This is a genomic window from Aeromonas sp. HMWF017, from assembly GCF_003061465.1.
Classification (GTDB): Bacteria; Pseudomonadota; Gammaproteobacteria; order Enterobacterales; family Aeromonadaceae; genus Aeromonas; species Aeromonas veronii.
This window is the reverse complement of record NZ_QAJD01000170.1, coordinates 40029-56652: the sequence shown is the minus strand read 5'-3', so window position 1 is coordinate 56652 and position 16624 is coordinate 40029. Positions and strand designations below refer to the sequence as shown.

At 59.8% G+C, this 16624-nt stretch carries 19 protein-coding genes; 8 read left to right on the top strand and 11 right to left on the bottom strand.

The genetic code is table 11. The annotated features are described in order from the left end of the window. Positions 1-89: 89 nt before the first annotated feature. Positions 90-560, top strand: a complete 471-nt coding sequence (gene argR / locus DBR30_RS19010) for a transcriptional regulator ArgR (protein ID WP_005340378.1) — start codon at positions 90-92, stop codon at positions 558-560. 90 nt (positions 561-650) lie between these two features. On the opposite strand, the gene DBR30_RS19005 is transcribed toward argR, so the two are convergent. The 5 genes from DBR30_RS19005 to glnK all read right to left on the bottom strand — a co-directional run bounded on the left by DBR30_RS19005 (position 651) and on the right by glnK (position 6045). After that, positions 651-1556, bottom strand: a complete 906-nt coding sequence (locus DBR30_RS19005; RefSeq protein WP_108541552.1) for a Dyp-type peroxidase — start codon at positions 1554-1556, stop codon at positions 651-653. A gap of 103 nt (positions 1557-1659) precedes the next feature. Next, positions 1660-2694 (bottom strand): ABC transporter ATP-binding protein, encoded by a 1035-nt coding sequence (locus DBR30_RS19000; RefSeq protein ID WP_108541551.1) that lies wholly within the window; start codon positions 2692-2694, stop codon positions 1660-1662. A gap of 82 nt (positions 2695-2776) precedes the next feature. Beyond that, the gene (locus DBR30_RS18995) at positions 2777-4402 is read right to left on the bottom strand and encodes an ABC transporter permease (RefSeq protein WP_108541550.1); all 1626 of its coding nucleotides are present in this window, start codon (positions 4400-4402) and stop codon (positions 2777-2779) included. A gap of 39 nt (positions 4403-4441) precedes the next feature. Then, positions 4442-5449 (bottom strand): Fe(3+) ABC transporter substrate-binding protein, encoded by a 1008-nt coding sequence (locus DBR30_RS18990; RefSeq protein ID WP_108541549.1) that lies wholly within the window; start codon positions 5447-5449, stop codon positions 4442-4444. A 257-nt stretch (positions 5450-5706) separates the two neighbouring features. Next, positions 5707-6045: a P-II family nitrogen regulator gene (gene glnK / locus DBR30_RS18985; protein WP_005341406.1), complete on the bottom strand. Its 339-nt coding sequence runs from the start codon at positions 6043-6045 to the stop codon at positions 5707-5709. A gap of 201 nt (positions 6046-6246) precedes the next feature. Here glnK and arfB point away from each other — a divergent pair, with 201 nt between their 5' ends. Both arfB and DBR30_RS18975 read left to right on the top strand, forming a co-directional pair. Next, positions 6247-6663 (top strand): alternative ribosome rescue aminoacyl-tRNA hydrolase ArfB, encoded by a 417-nt coding sequence (gene arfB / locus DBR30_RS18980; protein WP_108541548.1) that lies wholly within the window; start codon positions 6247-6249, stop codon positions 6661-6663. Positions 6664-6695: 32 nt separating this feature from the next. Continuing rightward, on the top strand, positions 6696-7187 hold the full coding sequence (locus tag DBR30_RS18975) for a methylated-DNA--[protein]-cysteine S-methyltransferase (RefSeq protein ID WP_108541547.1): 492 nt from the start codon (positions 6696-6698) through the stop codon (positions 7185-7187). Positions 7188-7543: 356 nt separating this feature from the next. On the opposite strand, the gene DBR30_RS18970 is transcribed toward DBR30_RS18975, so the two are convergent. The 4 genes from DBR30_RS18970 to tapT all read right to left on the bottom strand — a co-directional run bounded on the left by DBR30_RS18970 (position 7544) and on the right by tapT (position 11157). Beyond that, a complete protein-coding gene (locus DBR30_RS18970; protein ID WP_005340360.1) occupies positions 7544-7969 on the bottom strand; it encodes a hypothetical protein in 426 nt (141 codons plus the stop codon). Between the two features lie 194 nt (positions 7970-8163). Continuing rightward, the gene (yaaA, locus tag DBR30_RS18965; RefSeq protein ID WP_064338818.1) at positions 8164-8937 is read right to left on the bottom strand and encodes a peroxide stress protein YaaA; all 774 of its coding nucleotides are present in this window, start codon (positions 8935-8937) and stop codon (positions 8164-8166) included. A 47-nt stretch (positions 8938-8984) separates the two neighbouring features. Then, positions 8985-10094, bottom strand: coding sequence for a type IVa pilus ATPase TapU (gene tapU, locus DBR30_RS18960; protein WP_005340356.1), 1110 nt, complete (start codon positions 10092-10094; stop codon positions 8985-8987). 28 nt (positions 10095-10122) lie between these two features. Next, on the bottom strand, positions 10123-11157 hold the full coding sequence (gene tapT, locus DBR30_RS18955) for a type IVa pilus ATPase TapT (RefSeq protein ID WP_005340354.1): 1035 nt from the start codon (positions 11155-11157) through the stop codon (positions 10123-10125). Positions 11158-11196: 39 nt separating this feature from the next. Here tapT and DBR30_RS18950 point away from each other — a divergent pair, with 39 nt between their 5' ends. From DBR30_RS18950 to DBR30_RS18930, 5 genes are all read left to right on the top strand, one after another. Further along, positions 11197-11898 carry a YggS family pyridoxal phosphate-dependent enzyme gene (locus tag DBR30_RS18950; RefSeq protein WP_108541546.1) on the top strand — a complete coding sequence of 234 codons (702 nt, stop codon included), beginning with the start codon at positions 11197-11199 and terminating at the stop codon, positions 11896-11898. A 142-nt stretch (positions 11899-12040) separates the two neighbouring features. Beyond that, positions 12041-12865: a pyrroline-5-carboxylate reductase gene (gene proC / locus DBR30_RS18945; RefSeq protein WP_108541545.1), complete on the top strand. Its 825-nt coding sequence runs from the start codon at positions 12041-12043 to the stop codon at positions 12863-12865. 11 nt (positions 12866-12876) lie between these two features. After that, entirely contained in the window at positions 12877-13428 is a 552-nt protein-coding gene (locus DBR30_RS18940; protein WP_108541544.1) for a YggT family protein, read from the top strand. Then, the gene (gene yggU / locus DBR30_RS18935; protein ID WP_021230942.1) at positions 13428-13730 is read left to right on the top strand and encodes a DUF167 family protein YggU; all 303 of its coding nucleotides are present in this window, start codon (positions 13428-13430) and stop codon (positions 13728-13730) included. Before DBR30_RS18940 ends, yggU begins: the two co-directional genes overlap by 1 nt. 43 nt (positions 13731-13773) lie before the next feature. Then, a complete protein-coding gene (locus tag DBR30_RS18930; protein ID WP_005340339.1) occupies positions 13774-14193 on the top strand; it encodes a DUF4426 domain-containing protein in 420 nt (139 codons plus the stop codon). 101 nt (positions 14194-14294) lie between these two features. Here the strand turns inward: DBR30_RS18930 and DBR30_RS18925 are convergent, their stop codons facing one another. Both DBR30_RS18925 and DBR30_RS18920 read right to left on the bottom strand, forming a co-directional pair. Beyond that, positions 14295-15491, bottom strand: coding sequence for a NupC/NupG family nucleoside CNT transporter (locus DBR30_RS18925; protein WP_005348874.1), 1197 nt, complete (start codon positions 15489-15491; stop codon positions 14295-14297). 182 nt (positions 15492-15673) lie between these two features. Next, entirely contained in the window at positions 15674-16609 is a 936-nt protein-coding gene (locus DBR30_RS18920) for a LysR family transcriptional regulator (protein WP_005340335.1), read from the bottom strand. Between the last annotated feature and the right edge of the window lie 15 nt (positions 16610-16624).

Sequence of the window (16624 nt, the reverse complement as noted above, 5' to 3'; positions counted from 1 at the left end):
AACGGCATATGAATGCAAAATGGCCCCGCTGTTCGTATCTGCCGCCTGTATCGCACAGGCCGCCACACCTCCTCATTCGTGAGACCAAGATGAAACACAACGACAAGCAAGAAAAACTGGCCAAGGCCTTTAAAGCCTTGCTGAAAGAAGAGCGCTTTGGCTCCCAGGCAGAAATCGTCACCGCCCTGCAAGAGCTGGGCTTCGAGAACATCAACCAATCCAAGGTATCGCGCATGCTGAGCCGCTTCGGCGCCGTTCGCACTCGCAACGCCAAGATGGAGATGGTTTACTGCCTGCCGGTGGAACTGGGCGTGCCCACCACCTCCAGCCCGCTCAAGAATCTGGTGCTGGACGTCGATCACAACGGCGCACTGGTGGTGATTCACACCAGCCCGGGCGCAGCCCAGCTGATCGCCCGCCTGCTCGACTCCCTCGGCAAGGCAGAGGGGATCCTCGGCACCATCGCCGGTGATGACACTATCTTCATCACCCCGACCAGCGACACCGATATCGAAGAGCTCTACCTCTCCGCTCTCGAGCTGTTCGAACAGACTCCGTAATGGCCGCCACCGCATCATAGCGGTCACGCCAGAACGAAAAATCCCGGCCAAGGCCGGGATTTTTGTTTTCTGAGTCTTCGTCAGGCGGGCTTATTTGCCCTGCGCCATCAAAAAACCTTCCGATGGGGCGAAGAAAGCAGCGCCGGTCACTGCCCTGGTGAAGCGCAGCAGGTGGTCGAAGTGGCTGCCCTCACCCTTGTACATGCTGGCCAGCATGGCGTTGAAGTGCTGCGGAGTGCGGCAGCAGGAGATGAAGTAGAGCCCCTGCTCGGTCATGGTGCCCCAGGGCATGCTCTGGCGCAGGATCTCCATGGACTCCCCTTTCGGCGTCTTGAGGTTGACCCGCTTGATGTGGGCGGTCAGCGGCTTGGCGGCAGACTCATACTCGATGTTGTCAGGCTTGGTGCGACCGATAATGTCTTCCTGCTCTTTCTGCGCCAGCTTCTCCCAGTCGCTCATGGCGTGGACCCAGCGCTGGACGTGAATGTAGGAGCCACCGGCAAACTCGCCATCGGCCAGCAACGCCACTTCGGCACGGTGTTCATCCTGCGGGTTCTCGGTGCCGTCAACGAAACCGGTCAGGTCACGGAAATCCAGATTGCGGAAACCGCGCACCTCTTCGGCCAGCTCGACCAGTCCGGCCAGCAGCGCCATCACACGGTGACCGGCGTGGTGCAGCACATCCACCCGATCGGCGCGCAGCTGAATAAAGAGATCAAACGGGGTGTTGGGCGCTTCCTGATCGTTGGCGGATTGCGCCATAAAGCTGCGGAACTGGGGCGGACGGGCGGCAGGGTAGAGACTATCCCAGGCATCGGCGCCAACGGCAACCAGACCGCTGAAACCGGCATCGGGGAAATCGGCAGCCACCGCCTGCCACAAGGCGGGCAGTTTGGCCAGACGGCCGACCAGTTCGGCGGCATCGCCGGTGCGATTGAACATCAGATAGAGGGCGTGCAGATTCGGCTCTGCGCAGATCCCGGCTTGGGCTTTCATATATCTCTCCCCTGAGTAGGCGTTAGCGTTACGGGCTATTTGCGTTGCGCGATTATAAACCAGAGTGGATCCAGTTCTTTGATTTCACGACGATATCACGCGTTCAGGGCAAAGGGTCAAACAACACCAGCCCATGGGGGGCAACCTTGATCCGTGCTCGCATCCCTTCAAGGGGCTCGCCAATGCTGGCCTCCAGCTGCAGATCGCCACACTCGAACAGCACCCGGCAGTGGTGACCGAGGAACTGCTGCTCCACCACCTTGAGCTCCCCATCTGCGGCGCTCTCCAGCAGCAGTTGCTGGGGGCGGAGCATCAGCTGCAACTGCTCGCCCACCGCGCGGCCATGAGGCTCGCTGCCACAAATGACCCCGAGCGCCGTCTGCACGCAGTGGCTGTCCACCACCTCGGCGGCCAGATAGTTGACCCCGCCGAGAAACTCCGCCACGAAGCGGTTTTGCGGGCGGCGATAGAGCTGCTCCGGCTGGCCCACCTGCTCGATGTGACCGGCGCGAAACAGCGCCAGCCGATCGGCGAAGGCGAACGCCTCCTCCTTGCTGTGGCTGACGAAGATGGCGCCGATCCCCTGCTGCTTGAGCAGGGCGCGGATCTCGAGGATCAGCTTCATCCGCACCTGGGTATCGATGTTGGAGAAGGGTTCATCCAGCAGCATCAGTCGCGGCTTGCACACCAGCGCCCGGGCGATGGCAACCCGCTGCTGCTGACCACCGGAGAGCTGGTGCGGATAGCGCTCCCCCAGCCCCTGCAGATTGACCAGCGCCAGTGCCTCGTCCACCTGTTGCTGACGAGCACGGCGATCGAGTCGGGTCAGACCAAAGCCGACGTTGTCGGCCACCGTCAGGTGGGGAAAAAGGGCGTAATCCTGAAAGATCATCCCGATATTGCGCGCCTCGGGCGGCACGCTGGCACCCGCCCCGTCGAGCTGGGTATCGCCGAGGCGAATCGTGCCCTCTGCCAGCGGCAGCAGCCCGGCGATGGCCTTGAGCAGCGTGGTTTTGCCGCAACCGCTCGCCCCCAGCAGGCAGACGATCTCATTGTCTGCCACCGTCAGGGAGAGCTGTTCCAGCACATTGCGGCCGTTGTAACGGCAACTGACATTTTCAACCTGCAAGCAAGACAAGGCTGACTTCCTCTTGTTTCTGGCAGCGCGCAGCCTTTAGGTTCAGCGCACCGCATGCAATTTCATTGGCCGACATGGCGACTCAGTGACCCGGACTGTCCAGACTACGGTTGACCCAGATCAGTGGCAACAGCCCCACCAGTACGATAACGATGGCACCCAGCGCGCCGCGTTCCAGCATCTCGTCCGAGACGAACTGGTAGACGTGGGTCGCCAGGGTATCGAAGTTGAACGGCCGCAGCAGCAGGGCGGCGGGCAGCTCCTTCATGGATTCGATGAATACCAGCATGGCACCGGCAAACAGACCGCGGCGCACCAGCGGCAGATGGACCCGGCGCAGCATAGCGCCATCCCCCTGCCCCAGGGAGCGGGCCGCCATGTCGAGGCTGGGGGAGATCTTGCCCATGCTGCTCTCTACCGAGCCGATGGCGATAGCGACGAAACGCACCAGATAGCCAAACACGATGGCGGTGATGGTACCGGTCAGTAGCAGACCGGGGCCCTGTCGCCCGAGCCACTCGGCCAGATCATTGATGGCAAAATCGAGGGCGGTGAGCGGCACCAGCACGCCGATGGCGAGCACGGTACCCGGCATGGCATAGCCCATGGCGGCGACTCGCAGGGGCAGCAAACTTTTGATCCCGCCATCGAGACGACGGAAAAAGCCCAGCAGCAGGGCGATCCCCATGGCGAGCAGGGCGGTCAGCGCCGAGATGAGCAGACTGTTACCGGCAAAGCGGACAAACTCCGGCGTCCAAGAGAGTTCGAAGTAGCGCACCCCGTAATCGAGCAGGATGACAAACGGCAAACCGAAACCGGCCAGCACCAGCCCCCAGCACCAGAGACCGGCCAGCCAACGACTCATCCCCTTGAGCGGATAGCGCAGCGGCTGCTCATGACCCATCGACTTCTGGAACACCTGCTGTCGACTGCGAGAGCGGCGCTCCAGCGCAATCAACAGCACCACCGCCAGCAGCATCAGGCAGGAGAGTTTGGCCGCGGTGGCCAGACTGCCGTAGCCGAGCCAGGTATCGTAGACCGCAGTAGTCAGGGTGTTGATGGCAAAGAAGTGGACGGTGGCAAAATCGGCCAGCGTCTCCATCGCAACCAGCGACACGGCCACCATGATGGCGGGGCGCGCCAGCGGCAGGCTGAGGCGGCGAAAGCTCTGCCAGGGGGTACAGCCGAGCAGGCGACTGGAGTGGATCAGGCTGACCGACTGCTCAAGAAAGGAGGCGCGGGTCAGCAGATAGACATAGGGGAACAGCACCAGCGCCAGCACCCAGGCGGCGCCGCCAAGGGAGCGAATGGCCGGAAACCAGTAATCGGCCGGACTGTTCCAGCCAAAGAGAGCGCGCAACCCGGCCTGTAGCGGGCCCGAATAATCGAGCAGATCGGTATAGACGTAGGCGACGATATAGGAAGGCATCGCCATCGGCAGCATCAAGGCCCACTGCAGGGCACGGCGCCCCGGTACCTGACACATGGCCACCAGCCAGGCGGTAGGTACGCCAAACAGCAGGCTGAGCAGCACCACGCCAACCACCAGCCCAAGGGTATTGGCCAGATAGTCGAGCAGCACGGTATCGGCGAGGTGGCGAAACAGCTCTCCCTCAGCCGAGAAGGCAGAGAAAACAAGGGCAATAACCGGTAAAGCCAGCAGCAGGGCGGTGGCCCAGCTGCCGGTAATCCATCCAAAATTTTTCATGAGACCACAGAGGTTGATGGGGCCGTTGGCCCCATCTGATTACAAGTCGAACTTCACTTCATCCAGCAACTGCAAGGCGTCCTTGCGGTGCTTGGCGTAATCGCTGACCGGTAGCGCGTCAGACTTGAAACTGCCCCAGGACTTGACCATGGCGGAAGGCTCGACCCCGGCCTTGACCGGATATTCGGCGTTCACGTCCGCATACATGTGCTGGGCAGTGTCGCCAGCCAGAAACTCCATCAGCTTCTGGGCGGCGTCTTTGTTCTTGGCATACTTGGTCATGGCCACGCCGCTCACGTTGACGTGGGCACCGCGGTCAGCCTGATTCGGGAAGTTGATGTAGACGGCATCAGCCCAAGACTTCTGCGCCGGATCTTTCAACATGGCACCCAGATAGTAGCTGTTGCCGAGCGACAGGTCGCAGATGCCATCCTTGATCGCCTTGACCTGATCCCGGTCGTTGCCCTGCGGTTTGCGCGCCAGATTGGCCTTGACCCCTTCCAGCCAGGTTTTGGTTTCGGCCATGCCGTGATGGACAATCATCGAGGAGACCAGCGCCACATTGTACTCATGCTTGCCACTGCGGGTGCAGATTTTCCCTTTGAATTCCGGCTTGGCCAGATCTTCGTAGCTGATGGTGTCGAGCTTGCCGAGGCGCTCCTTGCTCGAATAGATGGCACGCACCCGGGTGGTCAGGGCGAACCAGCGGTTCTCCGGATCGCGATAGCTGGCGGGGATGTTCTCCTGCAGGATCTTGCTCTCTACCGGCTGCACCAGCCCCTTGTCTACCAGATCGGTCAGACGGCTGATATCGGTCGTCAGCATCAGGTCAGCCGGAGAGAGCTTGCCTTCCCGCTCCAGACGCTCGTTCAGCCCCTCTTTGGCGAACACCACGTTCACCTTGATGCCCGATTCCTTCTCGAACTGCTGGATGATGGGCTTGATCAGCTCATCCTGCCGGTTGGAGTAGACATTCACCTCTCCTGCAGCCAACGCAGACTGGGCTGCCAATGCAGAGAAAGCCAGTGCCAGCATCTTCATTTTCATCATCCATTCCTTGAGTTGCTAAATCGAGTGAGAACAATTTCCGTTTGCATTCTGCATATTCCAATTGCGAGATCAAGGAGGAGTGGCGGGGGAAGTTCACATATTTAAACGCGCCATAAATAAAAGGGCCGGATGGAATCCCATTCGGCCTCTTCTGAGCAAAACGTTATGTTGATCAGGCTTCAATAAGCGCTCACTCCATCGGGATTCCCCGAGATCGGGAGGTCAACAGATCTGTACGTCACTGATGCGGTTCATCACAGCGCCTCGTCGTCACTCTCGCCGGTGCGGATGCGCACCGCTTGCAGCAAGTCGTAGACAAAAATCTTGCCGTCGCCGATCTTGCCGGTATAGGCCGCCTTGCAGATCGCCTCGATCACCCCTTCCACGTTATCATCGGCGGTGGCAATCTCCAGCTTCACCTTGGGCAGGAAGTCGACCTGATACTCGGCTCCCCGGTATAATTCGGTGTGTCCCTTCTGGCGGCCAAATCCCTTGACCTCGGACACGGTCAGCCCTTCCACCCCCAGGTTGGCAATAGCCTCGCGGACATCGTCCAACTTGAACGGTTTGATAATCGCACTAATCAGCTTCATCTGGTTGCTCCCAATCCATGGTGTGTCATGAATCGGGTTTCAATTCTTATGCCAAGTATTTTTATTGTTTTATTTCATATAGATAGAGTTTAATGCCTGCGCCATTCGCCAGGCACATCCCCATAACTGGCCAGCACGCCCCATAATGAGGCACCATGCTGCAGCGGTCAGCGGGTATGCACCAAACAAGAGCAAAACAGCATGTTAGTTATCTCCAACAGCGTCACGATTCCCTGGCATGCGCTGCAATTTCAGACCATGCGGGCACAGGGCAACGGTGGACAGCACGTCAACAAGACCGACTCCGCCGTCTGGTTGCGCTTCGATTACCGCAACTCTCCCAGCCTGACGCCCCTCTACAAGGAGGGTCTCGACAAGCTGAGCGACAGCCGGGTACACGATGGCTTTATCCTGATCCGGGTCGAGAGCCATCGCAGCCAGGACATGAACCGCAAGGAGGCGATGAGCCGTCTGGTGGAGTTGCTGAAAAAAGCAGCCTGGCGCCCCAAGGCTCGCCATGCCACCAAGCCGACCCGCAGCTCCCAGCGCAAACGGGTTGATGCCAAAAAGCGCAAGGGGGATATCAAGTCCGCCCGCGGCAAACCGGTTCTGGACTGAGCCAACCCCCAGCCCCCAAAGGATGTCAGCCGATGAGATACAGTTTTTGCGACAGCGCCCGCGGCCCCCTGCTGGTCGCCATCGATCAGGATGGCCTGCGCCACGTGGAGTTCATGCACGGGGAGCGCCCCGTCATGCCGCAAGCTGACTGGCAACGGGATGACAAGGCGCTGGCGCCCTATCTTGCCCAGTTCACCGCCTATTTCGCCGGAAAATTGCAGCAGTTCGATCTGCCCATGGCTGCGAAGGGCACCCCATTCCAGCAAGCGGTATGGCGCGCCCTCTGTGACATCCCCTACGGCGAAACCGTCAGCTATCTCGAGATTTCCCAGGCTATCGGCAATCCCAAAGCGGTGCGGGCGGTAGGCGCTGCCAATGGCCGCAATCCGCTCAGCATCATAGTACCCTGCCATCGGGTGATCGGACGCAGCGGCGAGCTGACCGGCTATGCTGGCGGCATTCCCATCAAGCGCTGGTTGCTGGCTCTGAAACAGACAGGCACGGCATTCGAGCTAGCCCCATGAGACGATGAGCGCCCCGGAGAGGGACAGGACAATATCGTATCAGAATGAAAAGGCTTTCAGTCAGTGACCACGCGTTGCTGACAAGATGAACAGAAAATGAAGAATCGCCTCAGAACTACTTCAGATTGAGCTTGGCATGATGGCTCCATACTTGAATGGCACGGCTCATTCGCTGATTCAAGTAGCACCCATGTGACGCTTCCAATCTGTCTTTTTCCCCGCGCCTCCTCTGAGGCGCTTTTTTTGTGCCGACACAACAGCCCCCCCAAGCTGAATGTCCTGAGCGCCACAGAATCTGCACCAGCCCAAAAACCTAGAGGCGAAGGATCATCCTTCGCCTCTGACGTAACAACTGGCTACTCGCTCTGGGGCAGGAACTGCAGTTCAGGCGCCGAGGAGGTCAGCACATCGGCGCAATAATCCCAGGTCGAGATACGATAGTGCTGCAGATCTTCATCCAGATGCAGACCGTCCGACTCCTGATGGAACCAGCTGGCAAAACGGGATGGGGTGATGAGCTGGATCTGCTCTTCGATGGCATGACTATCCTTCCCCTCGGCCAGATCGCAATCTTCGATAACCCGCAGGGCGTAGATATGGCGAAAATAGACCCGGCAGAGGATTTGCGGGGGCAGATCGATGCTGCGTGCCCGCCCCAGCATGATGGTCAGAGAGTCGCTCCAGAGATCCTGATGCAGCTCGGCCACAACCAGACCGGGCGGTAGCTGGCGGGACGGAGCCCAAGGGACGGCAACCTGCCGAATGGCATTTTTCTGTTCCATATTCACCTCACGACGACTCGCTCCCTGTCTTGAGTCTATCTGAACCACATAGTCCCGGCGAAGGCAATCGATGGACAATAAAAACGGCAATAAAAAAGCCGACGTATCAAACGTCGGCGAATAAAAAGTGCTTACAACAGAGGATTCACATATTCAGACCCGCGGGTCGAAAGATTGGTTCCCTCTTTTTGTAATTAATTTTCGGCGCGTTTAAACATCAGGGTATTGGCGTCCGACTCTTCCGGTACGAAGTAGTAGCCCTCGGCGTTGAAACCGGTCAGCTGCTCCACCTCGGTCAGACGGTGCTTGATGATGTGGCGGGCCATCATGCCGCGCGCCTTCTTGGCGTAGAAGCTGATGATCTTGAACTGGCCGTTCTTCTCATCCTTGAACACCGGTGTGACAATCCGCCCTTTCAGGCTCTTGGGGCGTACCGACTTGAAATACTCGTCGGAGGCCAGATTGATCAGCACTTCATCCCCCTGCGCTGCCAGCGCGTCGTTGAGATGGTGAGTGATCACCTCCCCCCAGAACTGGTAGAGATCCTTGCCGCGACTATTGTCGAGCCTGGTCCCCATCTCCAACCGATAGGGCATCATCAGGTCGAGGGGGCGAAGCACGCCGTAGAGGCCGGAGAGCATCCGCAGGTGCGCCTGAGCGAAGTCAAAATCGGCCTCGCTGAAATCCTCTACCGCCAAACCGGTGTAGACATCCCCCTTGAAAGCCAGCAGCGCCTGACGGGCGTTGGCGGGGGTGAAATCTGGCTGCCACTCGGCAAAACGGGCGGCGTTTAGACCAGCCAGCTTGTCGCTGATCTTCATCAGAGTGGCGATCTGGTCAGGGCTCAGTTGGCGGGCCCGGCTAATCAGTTCGGCGGAGTGATCCAGCAGCTCGGGTTGGGTGAAACGGGGTGTCACCAGCGGCGACTCGTAATCCAGCGTCTTGGCCGGGGAAACCACAATCAGCATAACGTTCCTTTATGGCGAGGGGCCGAACGGCAGAGCGGCCCCATGATTCATTCATCCAGCGTCACATTGTCCAGCGTGCCGGTGCCGAGCCGCTCGCGACCGGAGAGCTTGATCAGCAGTCGCAGGTCGTTGGCCGAGTCAGCGTGGGCGAGTGCCTCACTGTAGCCAATCTGGCCGGCACAGAAAAGGCTGAAGAGCGCCTGATCGAAGGTCTGCATACCCAGCTCAGTCGATTTGGTCATCACCTCCTTGAGGCGATGCATCTCTCCCTTGCGGATGATGTCGGTGATCAGCGGGGTATTGAGCAGGATCTCGAACGCGGCGCAGCGCCGCTTGCCATCCATACTCGGCACCAGCTGCTGGGCGACGATGGCCTTGAGGTTGAAAGAGAGATCGAACAGGAACTGGCGGTGTTTGTCTTGCGGCACCAGATGGAGGATGCGATCCAGCGCCTGGTTGGCATTGTTGGCATGCAAAGTGGCGAGACAAAGGTGTCCCGTCTCGGCAAACTGCAGGGCAAACTCCATGGTCTCCTGACTTCGGATCTCGCCGATCAGGATCACGTCTGGCGCCTGACGCAGCGAGCTTTTCAGCGCCACATCGAACGACTCGGTGTCGATCCCCACCTCTCGCTGGGTCACCAGACTGCGACCATGCTGATGGACGAACTCCACCGGATCTTCCACCGTCAGAATGTGACCATCGGCATGCTGATTGCGATAGCCGATCATCGCCGCCTGGGTGGTCGATTTGCCCGCCCCGGTGGCGCCGACAAACAGCACCAACCCCCGCTTGGCCATCGCCACCTCTTGCAGGATCTTGGGTAGCTGCAAATCTTCAAAGGTGGGAATGCGGGTCTCGATACGCCGCACCACCATGCCGGGCAGCTCCTGCTGCCAGAAGGCGCTGACTCGAAAACGGCCAAGCGCCTCGCGATAGATCGCGTAGTTGGCCTCCTTGGTGCGGATATAGCGCTCGAAGTGATCGCTGCTGAGGGTATCCCTGACCAGCGTCAGCGCCCCCTTCTTGTCGAGCGCTTCGCCCCCCAGCGACACCAGATGGCCATTCACCTTGAGGGTGGGCGGCGAGCCCACCGTCACAAACAGATCCGATCCCTTTCGCTCGACCAGCTCGCTCAGCAGATCATCCAGATTCATCATCTATCCCTCCCTGGGTGCGAGTCGCTTAAATGCTGTTGGGATCAACGGCCTTGGCCTTGGCATCGAGGGATGCCACTACGCCGCGACTCACCAGCTGCTTGAGACTCTGATCCATGGTCTGCATGCCGTGGGTCATCCCGGTCTGGATCACCGAGTAGAGCTGGGCAATCTTGTCCTCCCGGATGAGGTTACGCACCGCCGGAATGCCCATCATGATCTCGTGGGCCGCCACCCGACCGCCACCGATACGCTTGAGCAGGGTCTGGGAGATGACCGCCCGCAGGGATTCGGAGAGCATGGAGCGCACCATGTCCTTCTCCGCACCGGGGAAGACGTCGATGATACGGTCGATGGTCTTGGCCGCCGACGAGGTGTGCAGGGTGCCAAACACCAGATGGCCGGTTTCGGCGGCGGTCATGGCCAAACGAATGGTCTCAAGGTCGCGCATCTCGCCCACCAGAATGATGTCAGGGTCTTCCCGCAGGGCCGAGCGCAGGGCGTTGCTGAAGCTCTTGGTATCCCGGTGAACTTCCCGCTGGTTCACCAGACAGCGCTTGTTCTCGTGGACGAATTCGATGGGGTCTTCGATGGTGAGGATATGGTGATGGAAGTTCTCGTTGATGTAGTTGACCATGGCCGCCAGGGTGGTCGACTTACCGGAACCGGTCGGGCCGGTCACCAACACCAGACCCCGCGGGAACTCGGCGATCTTGCGGAAGATCTCCGGCGCGTCCAGATCTTCGAGGCTCAGCACCGTGCTGGGGATGGTACGAAATACTGCGCCCGAACCGCGCGCCTGCTGGAAGGCGTTGACCCGGAAACGGGCCAGATTGGGCACCTCGAACGAGAAGTCGACCTCGAAGTTCTCCTCCAGCTCCTTGCGCTGATGGTCGTTCATGATGTCATAAATGAGGGCATGCACTTCCCGGTGTTCCAGGGCGGGCAAATTGATCTTGCGAACCTCACCATCAACCCTGATCATCGGGGGAACCCCGGCCGAGAGGTGTAGATCCGAGGCTTTATGCTTTACACTGAAAGCCAATAACTCTGTGATATCCATAGACTTGTCATTCTCCCATCACAAGATCACTAACGAAATATGAACCAGATTGCCCAGCACCTGTTTCAGGTAAAGGAACGTATTGCCCAGGCCGCCGAACGGGCGAGCCGCAACCTGCAGCAGATCCGCCTGCTGGCCGTGAGCAAGACCAAGCCCATCGAGGCCATCATGGCCGCCCATGCCGCAGGTCAGCGCTGCTTTGGCGAATCCTACGCCCAGGAAGCAGCGGCCAAGATCGATACCTTGCGCCAGCAGCCGGAATATAGCGACATAGAGTGGCACTTTATCGGCCCTTTGCAATCGAACAAATCCAAACTGGTCGCCGAACGGTTTAACTGGGTGCAGAGCGTAGATCGGGACAAGCTGATCGACCGCCTCAACAACCAGCGCCCAACTACAATGGCACCGCTAAATGTTTGTCTGCAAATCAATATTAGCGGAGAGAGCAGCAAATCCGGAACGTCGGAACAAGAGATTTTCCGCCTTGCCGAGCTGGTCTCCCACAGTGAGCGACTGGTGCTGCGGGGACTGATGGCCATTCCCGAGCATACCAGTGACGAGAGCGTACTGGCCGCCCAAATGACCCGCATGCAGACTCTGTTCACCGAGCTTGCGCGACAATACCCCACGGTGGATACCCTCTCGATGGGGATGACCGAAGATCTCGAACTGGCCATCGCCCACGGCAGCACCATGGTGCGGGTCGGCACCGCCATCTTCGGCGCCCGTGACTACTCATAGGCAAGGCCAGCGGATAACCCATACGTCCGCCTCTTGCCGCGACTTCATCAACAGGAGCGTTTGATGGAACACCGAATTCTGGCGTCAGGTGGTGCAGGCAGCACCCACCCCGCCGCGACCCCATGTGCTACAGGAGCATCTGATGCAGCATAGAACGCTGGCCTTTATCGGCGCGGGCAACATGAGCCGCAGCATCATCGCCGGACTGGTCAAGTCGGGTTATCCCGCCGGGCAGATCACTGCTGCCAACCCCAGTCTGCCCAAGCTGGAGGCGCTGGCGAGGGAACATGGCATTCGCATCACCCAGAGTAATGCCGAGGCAGCCCGAGGCGCCGAAGTGATCGTGCTGGCGGTCAAACCGCAGTTGATGGCCGGCATGCTGGCAGCGCTGGTTGCCGAGCTGGGCTCCCTTGAGGGCAAGCTGCTCATCTCCATCGCGGCCGGTATCAAGGTGGCGCGCCTTGGCGAGATGGCCGGTGGCCACGACCGCATCATCCGTACCATGCCCAATACCCCGGCCCTGCTGGGTCTGGGCATGACCGGTCTCTATGCACCCGAACATATTGCCGCCGCGGATCGCGAATTTGCCGAGCAGATGATGCAGGCGGTCGGCAAGACCCTCTGGGTGGAGCAGGAGTCCGGCATCAACGGCGTCATCGCAGCGGCGGGCAGTGCCCCGGCCTACTTCTTCCTCTTTATGCAGGCCATCGCCGAAGAGGCAGAGGCAATGGGCTTCTCGCCCGAGCAGGCACGCCTGCTGGTGCAGCAGACCGCGCTGGGCGCAGCCGCCATGGTGGAGCAGAACCCCGAGCTGGCGCTGCAAACCCTGCGTGAGCAGGTGACCAGCAAGGGCGGCACCACCGCCGAAGCCATCAACACCTTTCAGCAGCAGGGGCTGATACCGCTGACTGCACAAGCCATGCAGGCGGCCGTCGCTCGTGCCACCGAAATGGAAACCCTCTTCTAACAGGAGCCCAGATGAACACTGCTTACTTTCTGATTAACACCGTTTTCGATCTCTACCTGATGGTAATCCTGCTGCGCGTCTGGCTGCAGTGGGCCCGCGCCGACTTCTACAACCCGATGAGCCAGATGGTGGTCAGGCTGACCAATCCGCTGGTGATCCCGCTGCGCCGCGTTATCCCGGGCTTGGGCGGCATAGATCTCGCCTCCGTGGTGCTGGCGCTGGCCATCGCCTTCGCCAAGCTAGCCCTGCTCAAGAGCATGAATGTGCTGCTGGCGGACTGGCTCAGCATCAGCCTGTTCGCCGCGCTGACCGTACTGAAAAAAGCAGGCTCGATGATCTTCTGGGTACTGCTGATCCGCGCCATCCTGAGCTGGGTCAGCCAGGGCCGCAACCCCATCGAATACGTGATGCATCAGCTGACCGAGCCGTTCCTCGCTCCTATTCGCCGCGTACTGCCGGCACTGGGCGGGCTGGATCTCTCGGTGCTGGTCGCCTTTATCGGCCTGCAAGCCATCAACTACCTGCTGGGTGACCTGTTTGGCCAGCTGTGGTGGATGATTTGATGCCAGCCGTCCTGCAACAAGGGGATGAACTGGTACTGCATCTGGTGATCCAGCCCAAGGCGAGTCGGGATCAGATCATCGGATTGCATGGCGAAGAGCTGAAAGTGGCCATCACGGCGCCGCCCGTCGATGGCCAGGCCAACAGCCATCTGATCAAGTTTCTGGCCAAGCAGTTCAAGGTGGCCAAGGGACAGGTCACCATAGTGCGGGGCGAGTTGGGGCGGCACAAAACCGTCGCCATCGACAGCCCCAAACAGTTGCCGCAAGAAGTGAGTGCACTGCTGAATGACACGCAAGGCTGAATGAATCGGCCTGCGCCAACCGTAGATATGAGAGGGATGACAGATGAAAACAGCCTGGATGAGTGGCCTGCTGGCACTGCTGATGACCCTGCCGCTCAAGGCAGAACAGATGAAGGAGCTGGGGCCTTGGTTGGTGCACTACAATGCCTTCAACTCCAGCTTCCTCACCCCCGAGGTCGCCAAGGCGTATGGGCTGGAGCGCAGCCGCTACAACGCCATCATCAATATCGCGGTACAGGACAAGCAGAAAGTGGCGCAAGCCGTGGGGATCACCGGTGAGGCCAAGAACCTGACCGGCACCATCCGCACCCTGAACTTTCAGGAGGTAAAAGAGGGCGATGCTATCTACTATCTGGCAACCCTCCCCTACCGCAACGAAGACACCTATCAGTTCACCCTGAAAATCATGGGCGGCGGGCAGCAACAGAACCTCAGCTTCCAGCAGACCTTCTACGTCGACTGAGCAGCAACAAGAAGCCCAGACCAAGGTCGGGGCTTCATTTTATCCATATGACAAGGGCGCCATCGCGGCGCCCTTGTTGCATCTATTCCGTGCTGCAGCTGTTACAGGGCGAGGAACAGACCGGCCAGACAGGCGCTCATCAGGTTCGCCAGCACGCCGGAGAGAATGGCGCGCATGCCGTAACGGGCGATGAAGGATTTACGCTCCGGCACCATGGAGCCCAGACCACCGATCAGGATCGCCATGGAGGAGATGTTGGCAAAGCCACACAGGGCGAAGGTCACTATGGCCTTGCTCGACTCGCTCAGAGTCTGATCCTGCACCAGACCGATAAAGGCAACGAACTCGTTGACCACGATCTTGGTGCCAATCAGGGCGCCAGCGGCTTGCGCCTGATCCCAGGGCACACCGATCAGCCAGGAGACGGGGGCAAACAGCCAACCCAGAATGATCTGGAAGCTCAGATCCAGCCCTACCAGACCGCCAGCCCAGCCGAGCAGGCCATTGAGCATGGCGATCACGCCAACGAAGGCCAGCAAGGTGGCACCGACCGCCACCGCGATATTGAGGCCAGACATGGCGCCATCGGCCGCCGCCTCAATCACGTTGGTGGCGCGGGGGATCTCGACATCCTGATGGTGATCGACCTCTTCAGCTCCCGGCGGTACCAGGATCTTGGCCATCGCCAGACCGGCAGGGGCCGACATGAAGGCCGCTGCGATCAGGTATTTCAGCTCAACCCCGAGGCTGGCATAGCCCACCAGGGTGCCACCGGCGACAGAGGCGAGACCACAGCTCATCACAGCGAAGAACTGGGAATCGGACATCTTGGAGAGGTAGGGTTTGACCACCAGCGGCGCTTCCACCATGCCAACGAAGATGTTGGCGGTCGCGGAGAGGCTCTCGGCACGGCCGGTGCCCAGCAGCTTCTGCAAGCCACCACCCAGCAGGGCGATCACCCGCGGCATGATGCCGATGTGGTAGAGGATGGCGATCACTGCAGAGAAGAAGATGATGACCGGTAACACGTTGAAGGCAAAGATGAAGCCCAGCTTGAACTTGGCCAGATCACCGAACAGGAAGGCGATCCCCTCTTGGCCATAACCGATCACGCTGCTTACGCTCTCGCTGACCCCGTTCAGCACATGCTGACCGGCAGGCAGCCAGAGCACCAGACCGGCAAACATGATTTGCAGGCAGAGGGCAAGGCCAACTGTTCGCAACGGGATACGACGACGATTATCAGAGCAGATGACGGCAAGCGCCAGGATACTCAGGATGCCGAGCAGGGCAATCATAGGGACTCCATCAGGTGGGGCAAAAGATGGGCGCGGATTCTGCGCCTCTCACCCCGTCACTGCAAGTCCGCTTGGTTACAGCCCTGTTAGAAAAAACGTTTGCACGATATCGGTTGCGCCAACTGGCTGATTTGGTTCGATTTTAGTATCAGGAGAAATCGAGAGTTCTTATATGGAAACAATCATTCCTCACCGCCGGACAATTTACCCCCGAGCCAGGGGGCCAGTCGCTGCTCCCAATAGGGTTCGGGGCCAAAGCGGGCCTTGAGGAAATCGATGAAGAGACGGATCTTGGGATCCAGATGTTCGCGCCGGGCATAAACGGCGTGTACCGCCATCTGCTGGTTCGGTCGCCACCCTGGCAGCACAGGGATCAGCTTGCCGCTCTGTAGCTCCTTGTCCAGCAAGTAGTTGGCAATATAGGCGATGCCGAGCCCGGCCAGTGCCGCATCCCGCACCGCCTCCGCCATATCCACCCGATAGTTGCCCGCCACCTGCACCGTCTGACGCTCCTTGCCCTGGCGAAACGACCACTGGTGATAGCGCCGCTCCCGACTCTGGTAAGTGATGCAGTTGTGCTGGGCCAGATCCTTGGGATGAAGCGGCGTGCCGTGGCTCAGCAAGTAATCCGGCGAAGCCGCCACCACGAAGCCGATGTCGGCCAGCCGCTGTCCCACCAGCCCTTCCGGCTTGTCCTCATAGGTGGTGAGCCAGAGATCCAGCCCCTCATCCACCAGATTGGTTCTATGGTCGAACAGCGAGACCTCCAGCTCCAGCTCGGGATAGCGATCCTGAAATGCCTTGAGATGAGGAATGACGTGCAGACGACCGAAGGATTGGCCCACCCCGAGATGGAGCACACCGCTCACCTTGCCGCGCCGCTCGGCGATCATGGAGTCAGCCTCCTGCGCCACCGCCACCAGCGCATGGCAGTGGCGGGCATACTCCTGACCCAGCTCGGTCAGGACGAAGCGCCGGGTGGTGCGCTGTACCAGCTGGGCGCCAAGAGTGGTCTCCAGCAACGCCAGCTGCTTGCTGATATGGGACTTGGAGACCCCGAGACGACGGGCGGCGGCAGAGATCCCCTGCTCGCGCACCAGCGCATCGAAGATCACCATTTGAGGAAGACGTTG